Origin of the sequence: Streptomyces sp. NPDC059008 (genome assembly GCF_042749045.1) — a bacterium.
Lineage (GTDB): Bacteria > Actinomycetota > Actinomycetes > Streptomycetales > Streptomycetaceae > Streptomyces.
Map to the genome: position 1 here is coordinate 111225 of NZ_JBHYJC010000017.1, position 19580 is coordinate 130804.

The following is a 19580-nucleotide window of genomic DNA, read 5'->3' on the forward strand; positions in this document are numbered from 1 at the left end:
ACGCGGTTGCGGAGATCGTTTTCTAGGGAGACTTGATTTCTCGTTCTAGGCACCCTATAAAGGAGGTGCACCGCCGGTCTCCACCCGGCGGCACCAAGAAGGAAAGGGAGCAACCCCCTATGCAGAACGTCGAGTTCTTCCCGGTGGTCGTCACCGAATACCCGACCGACGCCGATCACGCCCCGCTGCTGGGCGACCCCGCCGCCGCCCGCTTCGCTCGCGCCGGCGACATCGTCGAGGGCGACCTCATCCTCGGCGGCGCCTACGGCCTCGGCCGGACGGTGATCCTCGAAGAGGTCGAGTACACCAACGAGCAGTACGAGGCGCACCCCACGCCGTCCGACCCGGCGTGCTGCTCCTTCTGTGAGCGCGCGGCCGAAGAGCCCGGTGAGCACGTGGTCGTCACCAGCGGCTACCCCTGGGAGGTCTGCGACGTGTGGCCCGCCGCCGCGCCCGTGCTGATCATCCCCGCCGCCCTGCGGCGCTGAGCAGTACCGGGGCCCGCACCGCGCGGGCCCCGGCCCCTCGCCGGTCTCCACCCGGCACCCATCGATCAAGGGAGCGACCCCCATGGAAATCACGGCCCGAGTTCGGCAGTCGTACCACCCGCACCAGAGCACCGAGCAGGCCAAGCTCGCCCGGCACATCGTGCTCGACGTCCCCCTCGACGGCCGGCTGCGCCGCGAGGCCGGCGACGCGCTGTGCCGCCCCGCAACCGACTTCTACGAGCTGGAGCGCGGCGACGTCGACGGAAAGGCAACGTGCCGCAAGTGCATCGAGCGCGCGGCCCGCTACGGCGTCCGCGTCATCACGGCCGCGCCCGAGCAGCCCGTCGAGGCGCCCGAGCAGGCCAACGCCGAGGCGCAGCCGGCCGTGCACCACTTCGGCAGCACCGGCGAGGCGTACAACGCGACGCAGTGCCGCGACGACATCCTCGACGGGGACGTGCTCGTGATCGAGCGCGAGCAGGTCGTCGGGTTCCTGCGGAGCGCATGGCCGGGCGCCATCACCGCGATGCACGGCGAGCTGCACACCTTCACCGCCGACCCGCGGAAGATCGACGACGGGAAGTACGCCGCATCCGTCGACCTCGCCGAGCAGACCGCACGCGAGCTCGGCGCCCCGCTGGCCGGCGAGGACGAGCAGGCCACTGTCGAGGCCGAGCTCGCCGAGACCGTCGAGGCCATCGAGCAGGCCGAGGCCAACGACGGGACGTGGCACGGGGGCTGGATCGCCTCGACGCCGCCGGCGACCGGCGACGCGCTGTTCGACCTCGGCGAGGGCGAGCAGGGCGCGCTCTTCGGCTGACTGAACCTGGCGCGCCCGCCCCGGCATACGGTCGGGGCGGGCGTGTCAGCGGCGCACGCGACACTCAATCCACCACACGAGGTAGGAGAGCAGGAACCATGAGCCCCAGCAACGAGCAGCCCAAGGTCGCCCGCTACACCCGCATGGGAGAGACCGCGCCGAGGACGCAGGCCGCGCAGGTCGGCACCGCAGTGCGCGGCACCAGGGGAGCCACCCCCCGTGGCCATGTGCTCGACGAGATGCTCGCCATTACGGCCGAGTACGAGCTCGCCACCGCCCGCCGGCGCATGGGCTATGTCGGCGAGGCCACGCGCCGCGGCGAGGACGTGCAGCACTTCGTCGAGGAGATCTACGAGGCCATGGCCGCGGGCATGGGCGTGACGGAGATCGCCGATGAGCTGAACTGCGGCGAGGGCAAGCTGCGCGAGCTCGGGGACACGTACGGCTACCACACCTGGGCCGTTGACGTGCTGCGCGAGGGCCAATGGCAGGAAGACGACGCCGGCGAGAGCGTATGGCACCGCGAGCGGGTCGCCGAGTACGCCGCCGAGGTGCTCGACGAGACTCGCGCCCACGCCGAGTGGAGCGCGCGCACGCAGGGGCAGGTCGCGGGCCGCGTCCCGCAGGTGCATGCGCGTGTGCGGGTGTGGCGCGGCAGCAACCCCGCCCACGAGGGGCAGACGGTGCACGTTACCTACACACACGAAGAGGACGCGACGCGCTAAGTCGCCTGCGCCGGCCTCGGCTTGAGTGGTCGAGGCCGGCGCCCGGCCCCTGAAAACGCAAACGGCCCGCCGCGGTGTCTCCACCACCGATGACGGGCCTAACCACGAACGGGAGCTACCCCCGCCATGGCTACGCCCTACCCTACCGCCGCACGCCCCGCGGCCCCGCCGGCGCCGGCATCCGTCCGACGGGCACCGCTGCTCGCCTCGGGCAGCATGACCGCCGTTTTCGCTTACTGCGCCTTCCGCCTGTCGTTCGCCGCCCTCACCGATCTTGCCGTCGAGCACGGCGTCGCCGCCGACATTGTGTGGATGTTCGCCGTGTTGGTCGACGGGGGCGCGGTCGTCGGCACGGTCGGCGTGGTGGTGGCCAAGCGCACCGGCCGGCCGACGCGCGCCTACTGGGCGACGGTTGTCGGGTTCGCGGCGACGTCGCTCGGTTTCAACGTCGCTCATTCCGACGGCACCGCCGCCGGCATCGCTATTGCCGTGACGCCGCCAACGGCGCAGTTGGTCGCCACCGAGCTACTTGTGCGGATGTTGCCGGCGCCGGCCGCCGGTACGGCGACGGGTGGTGACGTGGCACCGTCGGTCGCCGCGGCCGAGGACGCCGCCGCTCGTGCGGAGAGTGCCGCCCGGACCGTCGCCGGCGCCGTGAGTGCCGCTGTCGGTGACGCCACCGCCGCCGCACGCGCCGCAGCGGATCGGGCAGAGGACGCTGCAGAACGGTTTGCGCAGGTCAGCGCGGGCGACACTGCCGCCTGCATGCCGGCCCGGCAGGTCGACCTCGCCGCCCTGGTCGCCGCCGTTGACGACGAGCCGCCGTTCACCGCCGCCGACACCGAGGCCACGCCGCCGGCACCGTTGCCCCATGCGGCGACGTTCGCCGCCCCGCCGCCGCTCGTCGACGAGACCGACGCCGCGGCGGGCGGCGCTGAGCTGCCCGGCGTCGTCGAGGTGCCGCAGGAATGGGTCGCCGCCTACCGGCGCGTGCAGCGGACGAGCGGCAAGCGACCGACGGCTGAGAGGGTCGGGGCCGAGCTCGGCCTCAAGCGCACCCGTGGCCGAGAGATTCGCGAGCTCGTCGAGGCGCACCTCGAAGAGGTTGCGATTCGATAACGACTGCCGTAATGTTGGCGGCGCTTCCGGCGTGCCCGAAAACAGGGGCGCCGCTACCAACTTCATAGCCCGAACGCCCGCCATGCATCCCCCGGCATGGCGGGCGTTCGCTGTTCGCCCGGGAGGTGACGCCATGACGCGCCGACCGGTCACCGACGACGAGCGCGACGAGATCCGCCGCCGCCACGCCGCCGGCGAATCCCGCAACACCATCGCCCGCGCCATGGGCCGCAGTGCCTCGACCGTCTCGCGTATCGCCGACGAGCTCGGGCTGCGGTTCGAGGGCGGCGCCCGCGTCGCGCCGGCCACGGCCGCGCGGCAGCTCGACCTCGCCGAGCAGCGCCGGCAGTTGGTCGCCCGCCTCTACACCCGCGCCGCCGCGAACCTCGACCGCGTCGAGGCCGGCGCGTATGTCCGCGTCGAGCTGCTGCCCGACGGCCGTACCCGCCGGATCACGACTGACGACCCGCCGGCCCAGGACGAGCGGCACCACTCCCAAGCCATCGGCTCGTACCTGACCAGCGCGGCGCGGCTCGCCGAAATCGACGCCGGCAACAGCGCCGGCGAGGTCCGTTCCATGCTCGGCGACCTCGCCCGCGGACTGCGCGAGGCGTTCGGCGACGACGAGCCCGAGGAGGACACCGGCGGGGGGTGAGCGTGTGCTCGACACCCTGCCCCTGTCCCGCAAGCAGCTGCGCAGCGTGGCGCAGGCAACCGCCCGCATCAACATTTGGCACGGCGCCGTACGGTCCGGCAAAACGATCGCCTCATTGCTCGCATGGCTGCTCGCCGTCGCCGAGGCCCCGGCCTCCGGGCTCATCCTGGTTGTGGGCCGAAGCTTGCAGACGATCGAGCGCAACGTGTTCGAACCGCTGCAAGATCCCGCGCTGTTCTGGGATGTGGCGCAGCAGGTGCGGCACACCCGCGGGGCGACGACCGCGACGGTACTTGGCCGAACGGTCCATCTCATTGGAGCCGCGGACGCTCGGGCCGAGGGCCGGCTGCGTGGTCTGACCGCGAGCCTCGCCTACGTCGACGAGGCAACGCTGCTGCCCGAGGGCTTTTGGGTGCAGCTGCTTGCCCGACTGTCCGTTCCGGGCGCCCGGCTGCTGGGGACCACAAACCCGGATTCTCCGCGTCATTGGCTCAAGACGGGGTATCTCGACCGCGCGCACGAGCTCGACCTCAAGGCGTGGCACTTCCGCCTCGACGACAACCCCAGTCTTTCCGCGGCGTACGTCGCCGCCCTCGCCGCCGAGTACGTCGGTCTGTGGAAACGGCGGATGATCGACGGCGCGTGGGTGGTGGCCGAGGGCGCCGTTTTCGACATGTACGACGAGCAGCAGCACGTCGTCGACACCCTGCCCCCGATGCGTCGGCACTGGCTCGGCATCGACTACGGCACCACCAACGCCACCAGCGCCGTACTGCTCGGCCTCGGCACCGACGACCGGCTGTACGCCTGCGCCGAGTGGCGTTGGGACTCCCGGACCGCGCACCGGCAGTTGACCGACGCGCAGTACAGCGCCCGCATCCGGGCATGGCTCGACGAGCAGGACGTCGTGCCCGAGTGGACGTTCATCGACCCGAGCGCCGCGTCGTTCACGGTGCAGATGTGGAACGACGGGCACCCCGGCATCGCCCGTGCCAATAACGACGTGCTCGACGGGATCCGCTCGACGGCGACCGCGCTCGACTCCGGGCTGCTGCGCATTCACCGCAGCTGTACCGGGCTGCTCGACGAACTGCCGGCGTACGCATGGGATCCGGCCGCCTCCGAGCGCGGAGAAGACAAGCCGATCAAGCGTGACGATCACGGCGTCGACGCGCTGCGCTACGCCGTGCACTCCGCCGCCCACGAGTGGCGCCACCTGCTACCCGTCCCAAGTGCCCAGGGGGTGAGCTGACGTGCCGTTGCCAGAGAACGGGGCCCCGTGGCCACCACCGCAGTTCGCCGCCGAGTACGCCGCCATGCGCGTCGACGACGCGTGGTACGCCGGCGACCGCAAACGACTCGCCGAGGTCTACGCCCGCGACCAACTGCGGCCCGACGGCCGCCGCCGACTGTGGGGCCGGCGCCCGCCGGCGCTCGGCCAGCGCGACGACCGGCTGCACATCCCCCTCGCCGCCGACATCGCGAACACCTCGGCCTCGCTGCTGTTCAGTGAGCCGCCGACGTTCACCGTCGACGACACCGCGACGCAGGCCCGGCTCGACGAGCTCACCGAGGCCGGCGGCGTGGCAAACACCCTGTTGGAAGCGGCCGAAGTCGCCGCCGCGCTCGGCGGGGTCTTCCTGCGCGTTACGTGGGATGCCAGCCTCGCCGCCCGCCCGCTGCTCACCGCGGTACATGCCGACAGTGCGCTGCCCGAGTTCCGATTCGGCATCCTGTCGGCCGTGACGTTCTGGCACGAGCTGCCGAGCGACAACGCGACCGTATGGCGCCACCTTGAGCGGCACGAGCCCGGCCGCATCCTGCACGGCCTCTACCAGGGCGACGCCGACCGCCTCGGCGTGCGCGTCCCCTTGGTCGAGCACCCCGAGGTCGCCGCCCTGGCGGACTCCCTCGGCGAGGCCGGCGACACCATCGAGACCGGGCTGCCCGACGCGATCACCGCCGCCTACGTACCCAACATGCGCCCCAACCGGCCGCACCGCGGCTCACCGCTCGGACGGTCCGACTTCCAGGGCGCGCACGACTTGTTCGACGCGCTCGACTCGACGTGGTCGAGCTGGATGCGCGACCTTCGGCTCGCCCGCGCCCGGCTGATCGTGCCTGACGGTTACCTGCGATCCAACGGCGCCGGAAACGGCGCGTCGTTCGATGCTGATCGGGAGATCTGGCAGACGCTCAACATTCCGCCGACCGAAACGGGCGCGGCGGGGATCACCCTGTCGCAGTTCGCTATCAGGGTGGCCGAGCACCAGCAGACCGCCGAGGCCATCGTGCGGCAAGCCGCGCAGAGCGCCGGCTACTCCGCGCAGTCCTTCGGGCTGGGGGATGCGACCGCGGCGACTGCAACCGAGGTCGTCGCCCGCGAGCGACGCAGCATGATCACCCGGGACACCAAGGCGCGTTACTGGGCGCCGGCCGTCGCCGACATGCTGCACGTGATGCTGCGCCTTGACCGTGTCCTCGGATTCTCGACGGTCGCCACGGGCGAGCGCCCGCATATCCAGTTCGGCGACGCGGTTTCGGAGGACCCGCAGAGCACCGCGCAGACCCTCGCGCTTCTGGCGCAGGCCGAGGCGGCGAGCACCGAGACCAAGGTGCGCATTCTGCGTCCGGATTGGTCCGACGAGCAGGTGCAGGCCGAGGTCGACCGCATCCGGGAGGAGAGCGGCACGGCCGTGCCCGACCCGATTACCGGTGCCCCGCCGGCGCCGGCCGCGCAGGACGAGAGCGAGCTGCCGTTCGCGGCATAGCCGGTAAGGGGGGTGCACGGTGCCCGTTGCACCCGACATGGTCGAGGACCTGTCAGCCGGCACGTACCGGCTGTACGCGGACGCCGAGGAACGGCTGCTTGGCATCGTGGCGCGGCAGCTCGCCGCCGGCTACGACGCCCCCGGGTGGGCCCAACGCAAGTTGGCGGCGATCCAGCCGCTACGCCGCGCGGCGCAGGCCGTTGTCGACGAGCTCGGCCGCGCGGTGAGTCTTGAGGTGTTCGACGTGATCGCCGAGAGCTACAACCGCGGGCATCGCGCCGCGGTTGCCGAGCTCGGCGCACTGTCGGATGCGGCGCGCCGGCTGGTGGATGAGATCACGCCCAATGCACAGGCTGTGGACAGGCTCGCGCACGAGGCGGTCGACCTGGTCACCGCAACGCACCGCGGCATCTTGCGGGCGGTCGTCGATACGTTCCGCGAGATCGTCGCGAAGGTGACTGCAACGCCCCTGTTGGGGACCGGTACGCGCCGGCAAGCGACGCAGGACGCGATGCGGCAGTTTGCCGACCGCGGGATCTCCGGTTTCACCGACCGGGCCGGCCGCCGCTGGCAGCTGACGAGCTATGCCGAGATGGCGGTGCGGACGTCGACCGCACGGGCCGCCGTCGAGGCGCACACCCGCACCCTGACCGAGGCCGGCCTCGACCTGGTCATCGTCTCCGATGCGCCGCGCGAGTGCCCGCTGTGCCGCCCGTGGGAGGGCCGGTTGCTGGCGATCGACGGGCCCGACGGACGCCGTACGGTCGAGGTCGAGCACGCCATCGAGGACGGGCGCATGCTGCGCGTGGTGGTGCAGGGCACCCTCGACGAGGCGCGCCGCGCAGGCTTTCAGCATCCGAACTGTAGGCACTCCGTCTCGGCCTATATCCCTGGTGTCTCGTCGCTCATTCCGCCGATGCGCTCGGACGGTAAGAGCTACGAGGCCGGGCAGCGACAGCGCGCCATCGAGCGGAACATCCGTAAGCACAAGAAGCGGGCCGCGGGCGCCACCACCCCCGAGGCCAAGAAGGCGGCCGAGGCCAAGGTACGCAGGTGGCAGGGAGCCATGAGGCAGCACCTTGCCGAACACCCGCAGCTGCGCCGCAACCGCACCCGCGAGCAGCTCGGCGCCGGCAACCTTCCCCCGGCCCGCACCGAGGCACCGCAGGGCGCGGTCGAGGCCGCGCGGCTGCGCGCCGGCGACGAGCACACGCCCGGGGAGATGAGCGAGCAGCAGCTCGCCGACGCCATCGGTACGGGCGTGCCCGACGAGCGCGACCTCGGCCGCGCCGCGGCCGAGCTCGACCGGCGCGACGAGCAGGCCCTGCTCGACCGCATCCGTCCCGGCGGGCAGCTCGCCGCCGACCTTTCCGCATTCAGCGACCGCGAGCTCGGCCGCGTACTGCCGCACCTGGACGACGAGCAGGTGCTGCACGCGGCTGCGGAGATGGACCGGCGCGACGTCGCCGCCCGTCTGCCCGAGGTCCGCGCCGATCTGGTCGGACTGTCCGAGGCCGATCTCGCGCACCGCGTGCGGCGTGCCACGGACCCGGCCGAGTTCGCCGCGCTCGCGGCCGAGGCCGACCGCCGGCAGCTGCTGGCCGAGGTCTTCCCCGGCGGGCAGCTCGCCGTCGACCTGGCGCCGTTGGGCGACGAGGTGCTCGGGTGGGCCGTGCGGTACGCGCGGCCGGCCGAGGCCGAGAGGATCGCCGCGGAGATTGACCGCCGGTACCCCGTCGAAGTGCCCGAGCTGCCGCGCACGAGCGACACAGTCGCCGATCAGCTCAGCGACCGGCGCCTCGTCGACGAGACCCTCGCGCCCGTGCCGGCCCCGGAGGCGTGGGCATGGCTGGCGCTCGGCGAGGACGAGCCCGACCGGTTCGCCGGCATGTCCGCTACCGAGCGATGGGTCGCCGAGCAGGAAGAGGCGCAGCAGGCCGCCCGCCACGCCTACACCCGCGAGCAGATTGGGGAGCTGTACCGCGAGCACATCTACCGGCAGTACCTCACGGCCGAGGACGCGTTGCGCGGCGAGCTGCTCAGCCGGCGCGCCGAGGCCGACGGGGTGCACCCGTTGTCTCTGTTCTCGGGGCCGGCGCACGTCGCGTATGCGCGTGCCTCGGAAGAGCTGAAACGCTGGTGGGCTGATCATCCGCGGCTTACGCTGGCAGAGTTCACCGAGCAACTCACCGGCCAGCGCAGCGAAGCGGCCGAGGCCGCCCGCAAGAACCGCGACGACCGACAAAACCGCCTGTAGCCGAGAGGGGCGAGCAGTGGCACAGCAGACCCGCGAAAGCCTGACCCGCGCCCTGAATGAGGGTGCCGAGGCCGGCCGCGCCGGACACCCGCCGACCGCGTGCCCGTACCCGGTCGATACGGCCGCATGGGCTGCATGGGTCCGCGGCTACGCCAAGCAGGCCCCGTTGCCCGACGAGGTCGACGCCTAGCAGCTCGCCCCCCACCACTCCTTTTTAAGGGTCCGCCGATCACGGCGGGCCCTTTTCTCATGCCCGAACCCGTGCCCGGAGGAACGATCCGCCATGCCGTCTGAGACCCCCAACGCCCCCGCCGCCGACACCAGCGGGCAGGGTGAGCAGTCCGCGCAGACCGGTGTCGAGGGCGCGCCGGCCGCGCCGGCGCCGGCTGGCAGTACGCCGCCGGCGGCCGACGAGCACCAGCTCGCCGAGGCCGAGCAGCGCGCGACCGAGCAGGCCGACCGTGCCGAGCAGCTACAGGCCGCGCTCGACGCCGTGCACCAGGCCCTCAACCCCGACGGGGGCGAGGGCGGGCAGGACCCCGCGCAGCTCGCCGCGGCGGTCGCCGAGCGCGACCAGCAGCTCGCCCAGGTCGCCGCCGACCTGCGTACGGCGCAGGTCGAGCTCGCCGCCCATCGTGCCGCCGGCGAGCACGGCGCGCGGGCCGACCGGCTGCTCAACTCCCGCGCGTTCGCCGACTCCGTCGCCGGCCTCGACCCGAGCGCGCCGAAGTTCGGCGAGCAGCTCGCCGCCGCCATTACCGCGGCGGTCGAGGCCGACCCCGAGCTGTACCGCGCCGCCCCCACCGGGCCGGCCAAGGGGGGCGCGGAATTCAACGGCCCGCCCTCGGCCGAGAAGCGCCCGAAGTCGCTGCACGACGCCGTCGCCGCCCACCTCGGCGGCTGAACCTAGGAGCCTGTTTTGATTACTCTCGCCGACGCGCACCTCAATGCGCTTGAAGACCTTGACCACCTGGTCATTGATGAATTCCGCAAGGCTTCTTGGCTGCTGGATAACCTGACGTTTCACGACGCGGTCAACCCGGCCGGCGGTGGTTCGACGCTGACATACACGTATCTGCGGACCATCACCGAACGCCCCGCCTCCTTCCGTCGCTATAACTCCGAATACCCCGTCGCCGAGGCGAAGCGCGCCAAGTTCGGTGTTGAACTCGCCCCGCTCGGCGGCGCCTTCGAAATCGACCGCGTGCTCGCCAACATCGGGCCGGCCGCAACCAATGAGGTCACGTTCCAGATGGAACAGACCATCAAGAGCGCCCGCGCCTTCTTCTCCGATCAGGTCGTCAACGGCATGCGGGTGCGGACCCCGAACGAAGAGGAAGGGTTCGACGGGCTCGACTTTGCCCTCGCCGGATCGGATACCGAGATGGGCCTCGGGACCGTGACCGACTGGACCGGCCCCGGCCTGGACACCAGCCGCGAGCAGCACGCCGCCCTCGACCTGCTCGACGAGTTCCTCGCGCAGCTCGACGGCGTGCCGTCCGCGATCCTCGGCAACAAGCAGACCATTGCCCGCGTGCGGTCCCTGGCGCGCCGCTCCGGTTACTACACCCGCAGCGAGGACGCTTTCGGCCGCCACATCGAGACCTACAACGGCATTCCGTTCATCGACCTGGGCGCCAAGGCCGGCAGCAACGACCCCGTAATTCCCGTCGAGACGCGACTCATTGACGCCGACGGAAACGGCGAGGGCGAGACCGTCACCGGGCTTTCGGACCTGTACGCGCTGCGGCTCGGCCTCGACGGATTTCACGGTGTGTCGACCGCGGGTGGGCAGCTCGTGCGTACCTGGATGCCGGATTTCAACACGGCCGGCGCCGTGAAGCGCGGCGAAGTCGAAATGGGGCCGATTGCCGTTGCGCTCAAGGCCACTAAGGCGGCTGCGGTTCTCAGGAACATTCGCGTCAAGTAAGGAGAGCACAGCATGCAGTACCGCATTACCGCGCCCGTTGACGGGCATTCCGGCGTCGTCGCCGGCATCACGTTTGCCGACGGCGTCGCAACGTGCTGCGACCCGCCGCTCGGCGCGCTGGAGTATTTCCGCCGGCACGGCTACGAGCTCGTGTGCCTCGACGTGCCCGAGGCCGAGGTCGCCCCGATCGGTTTCACGGCCGAGACGCCGCCGGCCGAGGACAAGCCCGCGGCGCGGTCGCGTTCCAAGCAGCGCAACGGCGACGGGAGTTAGCCCGTGGTCCGGATGTACGCCACCGTCGAGCAGTACGTCGCGCGGTGCGGACAGCCGGCCGAGGCCGAGGTCGAGGTGCTGCTCGGCCGCGCGTCCGACGACATCGCCGCCGCGCTGATCACCGCTGTCTACGACCCCGCCCTCGACGACGTCGCCGAGGCCCTCGCCGCCGCCGTGTGCGCACAGGTCGAATACTGGCTCGCCACCGGCAGCGACGGCATCACCACCGGCGAAGCATGGGACGCCGTGAGCATCGGGCCCGTGTCGCTGTCCGGCCGCAGCGCGCCGGCCGCATCCCCAGTCCTGGTGGCCGGCGTCGAGCTCGCCCCACGCGCCTACCGCGCGCTGCACCTTGCCGGCCTGCTGCCCGGGGAGGTGACGGACGCATGGTGAACCGCGTACCCGGGTGGCTGCTGCGCCACCGGGTCACCGTCGAGCCGTATCTCGGCGACTCCGCGTACGGCCCGACCTACGGCGAGCCCGTGTGCGCGCCGGCCCTGGTCGCCGCGGTGCGCAAGCAGGTCGCCGACAAGGAGGGGCGCGAGGTGCTCGCCACCGCGCAGATCATCGGCGGCCCCGAGCTGGAGTGCCCGCCCGGCAGCCGGCTGACCCTGCCCGACGGGCGCACGGCAACCGCCATCAGTACGGCGACGCACACGGCCCCCGGGCTGCCCGTTCCCGCCTGCGTGGAGGTGATGTGCCAATGACGCAGCGCACCCGCCTGCGCTGGCACGGCGGGCAGGCCCTTGCCGGTACCCAAGCCGGCGCCGCCCGCGGGCTGCGCCTGGCGGCCGAGCACGTGCTCGCCAAGTCCCGCGAGCGTGTCCCGATCGAAGAGGGAACGCTCGAACGCTCCGGGGTCGCCACCGTCGATGAGAGCGCGCTTACCGCCGCGGTGTCCTACGACACCGTGTATGCGGTCCGGCAGCACGAAGAGCTCACGTGGCGGCACGACGCCGGCCGGACCGCGAAATACCTTGAGGGGCCGCTCAATGAGCAGGCCGCCACGGTCGCCGCGCTGATCGCCGCCGCGGTGCGCAGGGCGCTTGATGGGTGAGCCGCTCGACTACGCCGACGCGCTCGCCCGCTACCTGCACGAGCTCGGCCTGCTGACCTACGACCCGCACGGCGTGTTCGGCGATTGCTTCGTCGAGTCGATGCCACCGGCCCCCGATCAGGCGGTGTGCCTGTCGCTGTACGGGGCCGGCGCCACGGATGCGCGCAACGGATGGGACGAGCGGCAGCTACAGGTGCGTGTGCGCGGCACCGCCGACCCGCGCGTCTCTCGCCGGCGCTGCGAGGCCCTCTACAGCGCGCTGCACGGCCTCGCCGGCGTGGCGCTGCCCGGCGACGTCTGGCTCGTGCTCGCCGCCGCCAACGCCGCCCCCGCCTCGATGGGGGCCGATGAGCGCGGCCGGCATGAGCACGTCGTGAATCTCCGCCTCGATATCGAGGCCCCCACCACACATCGAATCCCGTAACAGACGGAAGGAATTCACCGCATGGGCCGGCCTATTGATGCCCGCGGTTGGATTTTCGAGGTGCGCGACCAGTCGACAACTGTCGAGCGGTGGCTGCCCATTGAGAATCTGACCAAGTGGACAGCCAACGCATCCGAAAACGAAGAGACCGCCGAGACGACCAACTTTGACAGTGCGGGTTGGTTCGAGCAGGACGTTATGCAGCGTGGCGGGCAGATTGAAGTCGAAGCGCAGTACGCCCTCGACCCCAAGACCGGCAAGCAGGTCGAGGGGCAGGCGTATGTCGACCAGTTTTGGGGGCAGCGCCTCGGTATCGACTCCCGTAACGAGATTCGGTATCGCCACGACTCCCAAAACATGTGGGTCATTTGGGATGCCACTGTGACGCCCGATAAGCAAGAGGGCGAGGTCAACGACAAGACGGGTTGGAACGCGACGTTCACGCAGTGCGGGCGCCCCCGCTATGAGCCCGTTATTCCGATCCGGATGGAGTGTGACGCCGCATGACGGAGCAGACCTATAACCGCGACCAGGTCGCGGACTTCGACGCGTTTTTCGCCGAGCAGAACGAGGTGCGGTTCGGGGCGACGCTGCGCCTGTACGGGCGTGAGTACGTGCTGCCGACCAGTCTCCCGCTGCTGTTCACGCTCCAGATGGAGCGCGTACAGAACTCGACCGACCCGGACGATATCCGCCGGCTGCTGGCCTCGCTGTTTGGGCCGGCTGCGCTGGATGAGTGGGCGGATAACGGGATGACCGACCGGCAGCTCGGCGTCGTGCTGCTGTGGTCCGCGGCGAATGCCCGCGAACCCGGCTGCCTTTCCATATCCGAGGCTGTCGAGCTTTACGACGAGCAGGAGGCAGCTAAGGAAGAGGGCGGGGAGGGAAAAGCACCGCACCCGACCCCGAAGACGATCGCCAACGTTTCTGGGAAGCAGTCGTAACGAACTTTTCAGCGGTCGAGTCTGATCTCGCCCGCGAATATGGAACGACCGCCGAGCAGCTCGCCACCATGAGCACTCGGCGTTTTTTGGCGCTGATCGGCGGACTTCCTGCCGAGGCCCAATTCCCGCGCGTCTGGGCGGGAACACCGCGCGCTGTGACTGACCCGCGCGAAATCGCCGCGCTCACCGGCATGCCTGCATAGCCGGCCGCACGGCCACAACTTCATAGCGACAACTGAATAGGGGGTGACCCATGGCCCTCTCGGTCGGCGAACTCGTCGGGTATATCGACCTCGACGCATCCGGCGCCCGCCGCGGCATCGCGCAGGCCGACCTCGCCATGCAGGGGTTGCAGCGGTCGGCCGACGGCCGGCTGCGGGACATGCGCGGTCGATTCGTCGCCGCCTCCGCCGCGCTCGGCGCAGCGGTCGGCGATGGGATAGCCAACGGGACGAACCAGGCCCGCGCCGGAATCGACGAGCTCGGCAACACCCTCGCGGGCGGAGTGGCCGACGGTGCCGACCGAGCGCGCGCGAGCGTTGCCGGACTGGGAAACCAGATCGGCAACGAGGTCGGGGGTGGGGCGCAGCGGGCGCGCGCCGCCCTCGGCGCGCTCGGGCCGGCGCTTAACGCGCTCAAGCTGTCCACGGTGGCGCTGTCGGGCGGGGCGCTGGCAGCCGGCGGTGCGCTGGCCGCGGTGCCGGCTGTTTTCGCGGCGATCGGCATCAAGGCCGCGGCGTCGTCGAAGCAGGTCAAGGACGCGTTTTCGGGGCTGAAAGACCATGTCACCAGCCAAGTGCAGGGCATGGTCGGGCCGATCAAGCAGCAGCTTGTCGGCATCGCCGGGGATGCTCGGGCGACGTTCGACAAGATCGCGCCGAGCTTGCAGAAAGGTTTCTCCGCGGTCGCCCCGCAGGTGCGTTCCGTGGCGCAGGGCGTGCTCGGGATGGTCGAGAAGATCGCCCCCGCGCTGGCCCGTACGGCATCGGCCGCGACGCCTGTCATTGAGGCGATATCGGGCGGACTGGTCAAGCTCGGCTCCGGGCTGGCCGGTTTCTTCAACGGGCTCTCCGCCGGCGCGCAGGGTGCCGCGCAGGGGTTTTCTGGGCTTTTCGCTGGAATATCGCAACTTCTTCCCGCTTTGGGCAGGTTGCTCGGGCAGCTCGCCCAAGCTGGCGGCCCCTTGCTGGCGACCGTCGCCGGCACCTTCAGTCAGCTCGCGTCGCAGCTGCTCGGCGCACTCGGCCCCGCCCTGACGGCACTGGCCGGACCACTTCGAACACTTGTCCAGTCGCTGGGCGCTGCCCTGCGGCCGATCCTGGCCGCGCTCGGCCCCGTCCTGAAGCAGGCCGCGGTCGCCGTCGGCGAGCTCGTGCGCGCCGCCGCCCCCTTGCTGGTCACCGTCGGGCAGCTCGCGGGCGCCCTCCTGCCTGCGATAACGCCCCTACTGCGGGTACTCGCCGCGATCTTCCGGCAAGCGGCGCCCGTGGTACGGCAGCTCGCCAGCACCTTGCAGGCGGTACTCGCCCCGATCCTGGCTCAACTGCCGGGGCTTATCAGCCCATTTGCGTCAGTTCTGCGGGTTTTGGCCGGTACGGTCCTGTCGATCTTGGGCCAGCAGATCAAGGCCCTGTCCCCCGCCCTGATCAGCATGGGCCGATCCTTCGGCCAGATCCTGGCCGCCGCCCGGCCCCTGCTCGGCGCCCTGGCCTCGTTGATCAACTCCGGGCTACGCGCCTTGATGCCGGTCCTTACCCCGCTGATCGGTCTTGCCGGCCGGCTCGCCGCCATCCTGGCAAAGGTCTTGGCGACGCAGATCACGCTCGTTGTGATCCCGGTCCTCAAGATCCTTACCGCGCTGCTGCGCGGCGACTTCTCCGGAGCCTGGCGCCAGACAAAGGCACTCGTCGCGAACGTCGGCGCCTTCCTGCGGCAGCTGTTCGTCAAGCTCGGCGTTTGGGTGGCGGCCGGCATCGCTAAGGCCGTGGCCTGGGTCCGATCGTTCCCGGGGCGCGCCATGGCCGCACTCGCCCCGCTGGCCGGCCGGCTGTTCACCGCGGCGACCAACGCCTTTCAGCGCATGAACGCAGCGATCATCGCCAAGGGGCAGCAGGCCCTCGCGTGGCTGCGCGGGCTGCCCGGCCGGATGGCTGCCGCGCTCGGCAGCCTCGGCTCGCTACTCGTCGGCAAGGGCCGCGACCTTGTGGCCGGCCTGATGCGCGGCGTTGAAGCCATGGGCGGTTGGATCCGCTCCAAGCTGTCCGGTTGGGCCAAAGCCATGATCCCCGGGCCGATCGCCAAGGCCCTTGGCATCGCGAGCCCGAGCCGTGTCATGGCTCGGGACGTAGGCCGCTGGATCCCCGCCGGCGTCGTCGCCGGCATCACCTCCGGGCAGGGCGCCGTCGACACCGCGATGCGCCGCCTTGTCCCCACCCCAGCCGCGCCCGCCATGGCCGCGCCCGGCCTCGCCGGCGCCGCCCCCTACGGCCGCGCGGCCGGCAACGGCGCCTACGGCCAGCGGTCGGGCGCGGTGCTGCACGTCGAGCACTGGCACGCCGGCTCGGCCACTCCTGATCAGACCGCCGCCGCTCTGGCGTGGAAGATGAAAGCGAGGGGATAGCCCCCATGTCCACGGACCGCACAAGAATCGACGTCGCCCCCGCCGCGGCGTCGATGGTCGTCGGTCAGCTGCGCTACGGCGAGCTGCTACTCGGCGCCCACACTCCCTACAAGTGGCGGAAGTTGACCGGGTGGGAAGAGCTGCCCGAGCAGGACTCGGGCAACGTCCCCCGGCCAGCCGCGCACGGCGCGTATCTGGGCCGGCTGCTGTCCCAGACGCGCACGGTCGGGCTCGACGAGATGATCGTGCGCGCCTCGGCCGACGAGCTCGGCGACGTCGTCGGGCAGCTCGGCGCGGCAACCGGGCTCGTCGACGACGAGCTGCCGCTGCTGGTGCACATCGACACCCGCGGGCCGCTGCTGGTGTGGGCGCGCGTGGTGCGGCGAACCATCCCCGTCGAGCGTGGCTACTCCGTCGGCACGGTCACCGAGGCCGCCCTCGAATGGGAAGCGACCGACCCGCGCCGGTACGCGCCGGCGGTGCAGTGCGCCGAGACCGGTCTGCCCGAGCCGTGCCTGCCCTGGCACACCGACCCCGCCGACGGCAGCCCGCGCGGCGCGCCGGCCAGTACCGGCGACCTCGTCGCCTGCAACTTCGGCCGAGCACCGACGCACCCCGTCGTCGAGTTCGTCGGGCCCGTGGACACCCCGCGCCTGACCAACGTCACCACAGGGGCGGTACTTGAGTACGACGTCATCCTCGACGCAGGCGAGCAGCTCACCGTCGACACCTTCGACGGCTCGGCCACGCTCGCCGGCGGCGAGAGCCTGCTGCATGCCGCGAGCGTGGCGTGCTGGCCCGAGGCTGCGTTCACTCTCGCTCCGGGCGAGAACGTCCTGACGTTCCGGGCCGCTCCGGATGCGCCCGCCGACCCGCGCGCCGCCGCCGTTCTTCGGTGGCGCTCGGCCCACTGGTGAAAGGAGGCCGACCAACCGTGACGACCTCCCAATACCAGGTCCTGGTCTGCGATCTGCGTAGCGACCGGCTGCTCGACGTGCTGCCCCTGCAAGAGGTGACCATCGAGGACTACATCGGCAAGGCCGGCAGCTTGCAGGGCACCGTGCCGATACCCAACCGGGCCATGGCCGACCGCGCCCGCCCGATCCTCATCCCCGCGCGCACTGCCCTTTGGGTCGAGCGCGACCGCGAGATCTGGTGGGGCGGGGTGCTGTGGTCGGTCAACCCCAAGAGCGACGAGCGCGGCCGGATCTCCGTCGAGGTCCAGGCCGGCACCTTCGACACCTACCTCGATCACCGGCAGCTGCGCACCACGCACCGCGCCAAGGGCATGGATCAGCTCGACATCGCACGCGACCTCGTCGACCAGGCCCAGAACCAGCCCGGCGGCGATATCGGCATCACCTACGACACCGAGCTCTCCGGCGTCCGACGCGACCGGACGTTCAGCGCGTCCGATCAGCCGAAGATTCGCGAGCTGCTCGACAAACTCGCCTCGGCCGAGAACGGGTTCGAGTGGCGCATCCGCTGCTACCGCGACCGCGTCAGCGGCGCCCGTGTGAAGCTGCTCGACCTCGGATACCCGCGGCTCATCCGCGGCGGCGACGACATCGTGCTCACCCACCCCGGGCACATGCTGAGCTACGAATTCCCGGCCGACGGTACGACCGTGGCGAACGTCTGGCAGAGCAGGGGCGCGAGCGACAACCGCAACCAGGCCGCCGCAAGCCGGCCCATGCTGTCCGAGCTGCTCGTCGCCGAGGACGACCTCGCCGCCGGCTGGCCGCGCCTGGATGGCAGCAACGACCACCAAAGCATCGACGACCCGCAGGTGCTCGCCGAGCACGCGCGAGCCGAGGCCGCGCTCGCTCGCCGGCCGCAGGTGATCCCTGAAATCGCCGTGCACCTTGACGAGCAGATCAGCCCGGACCTGCTCGGCCGCACCGTCCGTATCCGCATCCGCGACGACTGGTTCCCCGAGGGGCTCGACGTCCGGCACCGGGTCGTCGGCATCTCCGTCACGCCGCCCGAGCGCGGCAAGTCCGAATCCGCAAAACTCACTTTGGAGACCCCTTATGGCGACAGTCCGCAATGACCTGCTGGACCGCATCCGAGAGCTTGAGCGCCAGGTGCGCGAGATCGCCGGCCGTTCCCAGACCCGGCCCCCGCTCGACCAGATCAAAAACGGCGACGTGAAGATCTCCGAGGGCGGGCAGCTCGTCGTCGTCCCGCCCGACAAGGATTTCTCGACGTTCACCGTCGGGCAGTGGCCCGACGGAGCTTTCGGCATGGTCGCGCGCCGCATGGACGGCAGCTTTGCCCTGACCGTCGAGGGCGAGGCCGAAGACCGCGGCACGGTCCGGCTGTGGTCGCGTGACCTCGCCGAGCGCGACCGGATCCTCGTCATGGACGACAAGCACAGCCCGCGCCACCTCGGCCGGCCCTGGATGCCGCTCCAGCTGCACCCGACCGCCAACCAGCGCACCACCGACACCGCATGGGGGCACGCGTGGGTCGGCATCTCCACCGTGCACAACGCCGTCGCCCACCTCCAGCTCACCACCTACGCCGAGGCCGGCGGGCGCGTCCGCGTCCGCATGCGCGTCGAGGGCGGCGAGGCCGAGGTCGTCGACGAGTGGGAGGTGCCGGCGGGGAAGTGGACCGCGCACACCGTCGAGCGCCCGCTGCACGGCTCGGCGTTCCTCGACGACGTCTCGATACAGGTCGAGCACCTCAGCGCCAAGCGTCGCAAGGCCATCGAGACCCGGCTGCTGTCCGCCTACACCCGCAACACCTTCCGCGCCACCGAGGCACCCGAGCCTGCCGCCGGCCGCGAGGGCGACACCGGCAAGCCCGACCCGACGCTGCCCGTCGAGCACGACAACGACGAGCACCAGGGCGACGGGGCCGGCAAGGCCGAGCACGCCAAGACCAAGAAGTGAGAGGAGACCTCGCCATGTCGGACGCCGCCCGCCGCACGGTCCGCACTGTGGTGCAGACCCTGCTCGGCCTCGCCGCCGCGCTCCCCCTGATCATCTCCGCCGCCGGCATTCCCCGCACCGTCGCCGGCGTCGCAACCGCCCTCGCCGTCGCGGCCGGCATCACCCGCGTTATGCAGCTCGACGCCGTGCAGCGGCTCATGCCGCGGTGGCTGCGCAGCGCCGTACCCGACCCGGGCAACGGCGCCGCCGGCGCCCCCAGCACCCCCGCCCCGAGCCGCGGCCCGAACGGGGGCGCCGTGTGACCGAGCCTGACCCGCACGACGTCGCCCTCGAACTGGAGCGGCTGCGCACCGCCGTCGAGACCGGGTTCGCCCGTATCGATGGCCGCCTCGACCTGCTCGCCCAACGCGACGACCAGACCGACAAGACCCTCGACGACCACGAACAGCGCCTTACCGCCCTCGAACGGGCACGCTGGCCTCTGCCGAGCATCGCCGTAGCCATCGGCGGCGCCGGCTGCGTGCTGTCCACATGGCAGCTCATCCGCTGAACCACAACGCCCCCGCATACGGCCTCACGGCCGTGTGCGGGGGCGTT

General features: G+C 71.2%; 24 protein-coding genes. All 24 read left to right on the forward strand.

Annotated features, from left to right (window positions below; all coding sequences use genetic code 11):
* The first annotated feature begins 119 nt into the window (after positions 1-119).
* Complete coding sequence (locus ACFWZH_RS21375; RefSeq protein ID WP_384433279.1) at positions 120-488, forward strand: hypothetical protein; 369 nt, start codon at positions 120-122, stop codon at positions 486-488.
* An 82-nt stretch (positions 489-570) separates the two neighbouring features.
* On the forward strand, positions 571-1308 hold the full coding sequence (locus ACFWZH_RS21380; RefSeq protein ID WP_384433282.1) for a hypothetical protein: 738 nt from the start codon (positions 571-573) through the stop codon (positions 1306-1308).
* A gap of 98 nt (positions 1309-1406) precedes the next feature.
* Positions 1407-2033: a hypothetical protein gene (locus ACFWZH_RS21385; protein ID WP_384433285.1), complete on the forward strand. Its 627-nt coding sequence runs from the start codon at positions 1407-1409 to the stop codon at positions 2031-2033.
* Between the two features lie 216 nt (positions 2034-2249).
* The gene (locus ACFWZH_RS21390) at positions 2250-3152 is read left to right on the forward strand and encodes a DUF2637 domain-containing protein (RefSeq protein ID WP_384433288.1); all 903 of its coding nucleotides are present in this window, start codon (positions 2250-2252) and stop codon (positions 3150-3152) included.
* 133 nt (positions 3153-3285) lie between these two features.
* The gene (locus ACFWZH_RS21395; protein ID WP_384433291.1) at positions 3286-3807 is read left to right on the forward strand and encodes a helix-turn-helix domain-containing protein; all 522 of its coding nucleotides are present in this window, start codon (positions 3286-3288) and stop codon (positions 3805-3807) included.
* A 4-nt stretch (positions 3808-3811) separates the two neighbouring features.
* Positions 3812-5059: a PBSX family phage terminase large subunit gene (locus tag ACFWZH_RS21400; protein WP_384433294.1), complete on the forward strand. Its 1248-nt coding sequence runs from the start codon at positions 3812-3814 to the stop codon at positions 5057-5059.
* Positions 5060-5123: 64 nt separating this feature from the next.
* Positions 5124-6578 (forward strand): phage portal protein, encoded by a 1455-nt coding sequence (locus tag ACFWZH_RS21405; RefSeq protein ID WP_384433297.1) that lies wholly within the window; start codon positions 5124-5126, stop codon positions 6576-6578.
* A gap of 19 nt (positions 6579-6597) precedes the next feature.
* Positions 6598-8835 carry a phage minor capsid protein gene (locus ACFWZH_RS21410; protein ID WP_384433300.1) on the forward strand — a complete coding sequence of 746 codons (2238 nt, stop codon included), beginning with the start codon at positions 6598-6600 and terminating at the stop codon, positions 8833-8835.
* A gap of 16 nt (positions 8836-8851) precedes the next feature.
* A complete protein-coding gene (locus ACFWZH_RS21415) occupies positions 8852-9025 on the forward strand; it encodes an Rmf/CrpP fold protein (protein WP_384433303.1) in 174 nt (57 codons plus the stop codon).
* A gap of 93 nt (positions 9026-9118) precedes the next feature.
* Complete coding sequence (locus tag ACFWZH_RS21420; RefSeq protein WP_384433306.1) at positions 9119-9739, forward strand: hypothetical protein; 621 nt, start codon at positions 9119-9121, stop codon at positions 9737-9739.
* A 15-nt stretch (positions 9740-9754) separates the two neighbouring features.
* Entirely contained in the window at positions 9755-10765 is a 1011-nt protein-coding gene (locus ACFWZH_RS21425; RefSeq protein WP_384433309.1) for a major capsid protein, read from the forward strand.
* Positions 10766-10777: 12 nt separating this feature from the next.
* The gene (locus ACFWZH_RS21430; RefSeq protein WP_384433312.1) at positions 10778-11038 is read left to right on the forward strand and encodes a hypothetical protein; all 261 of its coding nucleotides are present in this window, start codon (positions 10778-10780) and stop codon (positions 11036-11038) included.
* Positions 11039-11050: 12 nt separating this feature from the next.
* Complete coding sequence (locus tag ACFWZH_RS21435) at positions 11051-11431, forward strand: hypothetical protein (protein WP_384433455.1); 381 nt, start codon at positions 11051-11053, stop codon at positions 11429-11431.
* Positions 11425-11745, forward strand: coding sequence for a hypothetical protein (locus ACFWZH_RS21440; RefSeq protein ID WP_384433315.1), 321 nt, complete (start codon positions 11425-11427; stop codon positions 11743-11745). The genes ACFWZH_RS21435 and ACFWZH_RS21440 overlap by 7 nt, the downstream gene beginning before the upstream one ends.
* On the forward strand, positions 11742-12095 hold the full coding sequence (locus ACFWZH_RS21445) for a minor capsid protein (protein ID WP_384433317.1): 354 nt from the start codon (positions 11742-11744) through the stop codon (positions 12093-12095). Before ACFWZH_RS21440 ends, ACFWZH_RS21445 begins: the two co-directional genes overlap by 4 nt.
* The gene (locus tag ACFWZH_RS21450) at positions 12088-12519 is read left to right on the forward strand and encodes a minor capsid protein (RefSeq protein ID WP_384433320.1); all 432 of its coding nucleotides are present in this window, start codon (positions 12088-12090) and stop codon (positions 12517-12519) included. Before ACFWZH_RS21445 ends, ACFWZH_RS21450 begins: the two co-directional genes overlap by 8 nt.
* A gap of 21 nt (positions 12520-12540) precedes the next feature.
* Complete coding sequence (locus ACFWZH_RS21455) at positions 12541-13026, forward strand: phage tail tube protein (protein WP_384433323.1); 486 nt, start codon at positions 12541-12543, stop codon at positions 13024-13026.
* A complete protein-coding gene (locus ACFWZH_RS21460) occupies positions 13023-13463 on the forward strand; it encodes a hypothetical protein (protein WP_384433326.1) in 441 nt (146 codons plus the stop codon). The genes ACFWZH_RS21455 and ACFWZH_RS21460 overlap by 4 nt, the downstream gene beginning before the upstream one ends.
* A 253-nt stretch (positions 13464-13716) precedes the next feature.
* Positions 13717-16083: a hypothetical protein gene (locus ACFWZH_RS21465; protein ID WP_384433329.1), complete on the forward strand. Its 2367-nt coding sequence runs from the start codon at positions 13717-13719 to the stop codon at positions 16081-16083.
* Positions 16084-16088: 5 nt separating this feature from the next.
* Positions 16089-17000 (forward strand): phage distal tail protein, encoded by a 912-nt coding sequence (locus ACFWZH_RS21470; protein ID WP_384433332.1) that lies wholly within the window; start codon positions 16089-16091, stop codon positions 16998-17000.
* Between the two features lie 17 nt (positions 17001-17017).
* The gene (locus tag ACFWZH_RS21475; RefSeq protein ID WP_384433335.1) at positions 17018-18136 is read left to right on the forward strand and encodes a hypothetical protein; all 1119 of its coding nucleotides are present in this window, start codon (positions 17018-17020) and stop codon (positions 18134-18136) included.
* Complete coding sequence (locus ACFWZH_RS21480) at positions 18117-18983, forward strand: hypothetical protein (protein ID WP_384433338.1); 867 nt, start codon at positions 18117-18119, stop codon at positions 18981-18983. The genes ACFWZH_RS21475 and ACFWZH_RS21480 overlap by 20 nt, the downstream gene beginning before the upstream one ends.
* Positions 18984-18997: 14 nt before the next feature.
* Complete coding sequence (locus ACFWZH_RS21485) at positions 18998-19285, forward strand: hypothetical protein (RefSeq protein WP_384433341.1); 288 nt, start codon at positions 18998-19000, stop codon at positions 19283-19285.
* Complete coding sequence (locus ACFWZH_RS21490; RefSeq protein WP_384433344.1) at positions 19282-19533, forward strand: hypothetical protein; 252 nt, start codon at positions 19282-19284, stop codon at positions 19531-19533. The genes ACFWZH_RS21485 and ACFWZH_RS21490 overlap by 4 nt, the downstream gene beginning before the upstream one ends.
* Positions 19534-19580: the final 47 nt, after the last annotated feature.